This window comes from Bacillus cereus group sp. N21 (genome assembly GCF_016483395.1).
In the GTDB taxonomy this organism is placed as follows: domain Bacteria; phylum Bacillota; class Bacilli; order Bacillales; family Bacillaceae_G; genus Bacillus_A; species Bacillus_A pseudomycoides.
In genome coordinates this window covers 1-951 of the sequence record NZ_JAEHBX010000204.1, presented here as the reverse complement: position 1 = coordinate 951, position 951 = coordinate 1, and the positions used below count along the sequence as shown (strand labels likewise).

Here is a 951-nt window from a genome sequence, read left to right as displayed (position 1 = left end):
AAGTATCAGTTATGATTTTAATGGAGGTGTTTTTCGTATTATGGATACAATTTCGCTTTAGCTTGATTGGCATGGGGTACCGCCACATCGCTATCAAGCTAACAAAAAGAAATCTCCTTAAAGTGAAAAAAAATACGTGTTCACGAATAATAAAGTTGTTTAAAAAATAATAGATTCATTTAAAAGATAATATAGTTGTTTAAAAATAAAATCGATACTAAGAGATTTAGTGTCGGTTTTTTCCATATCGTTTATAATGATTATATAGAATATTCGGTAATTGGATATTTAACACAAGGACAGTAATAAGAATTTAAAAACGGAGGGGAATTTATGGATATTGATTTATTAGTAAATCGGCCAGAACATATAGAAGATGTTGCAAAAATGGTTTACAAAGAATTTGTTGTACCAACTAGCAGTAAAAAACATATGAAGAAGTTGTCGATTTTTTTAAGGGAACATATGCAAATGAATTTCCAATCACTTTTATAGCGAATGTAGATGGACAATGTGTAGGAACAGTATCCGTATTTGAAAACGATTGGAAAGAAAAACCTCAATATAAACCTTGGTTAGCATCTTTATATGTTGAACCTTCATATCGAAGTCAAAAAATAGGGTTTTATTTAATCAACAACTTGCTAAAACATATGAAAAAAATAGGTTATACAAAATACGGTACAATTTGAGCTTCCGTAACCTAGTGGAAATGATGGAGGAACGAGGCTTATCTATAGCTCACACACCGATTATGCGATGGGTTCATCAATATAGACCTCAATTAGAAGAGAAAGTACGACATCATCTTAAAACAACATATAATTCATGAAGAGTCGATGAAACTTATATTAAAGTGAAAGGGCAATGGATATATTTATATCGTGCCGTTGATTCAGAAGGGAATACCATTGATTTTTATCTAAGTAAATCAAGAGATAAACAAGCAGC

General features: G+C 30.8%; 2 protein-coding genes and 1 pseudogene. All 3 read left to right on the top strand.

The window, feature by feature from the left end; translation table 11 throughout:
- Window positions 1-333: 333 nt before the first annotated feature.
- Window positions 334-495, top strand: a complete 162-nt coding sequence (locus JDS96_RS30485) for a hypothetical protein (RefSeq protein WP_199669093.1) — start codon at window positions 334-336, stop codon at window positions 493-495.
- Window positions 483-692, top strand: coding sequence for a GNAT family N-acetyltransferase (locus tag JDS96_RS33420; RefSeq protein WP_374221028.1), 210 nt, complete (start codon window positions 483-485; stop codon window positions 690-692). The genes JDS96_RS30485 and JDS96_RS33420 overlap by 13 nt, the downstream gene beginning before the upstream one ends.
- Window positions 677-951: pseudogene (locus tag JDS96_RS30475) on the top strand (IS6 family transposase); the annotation flags it as partial. The gene JDS96_RS33420 and the pseudogene JDS96_RS30475, both read left to right, overlap by 16 nt.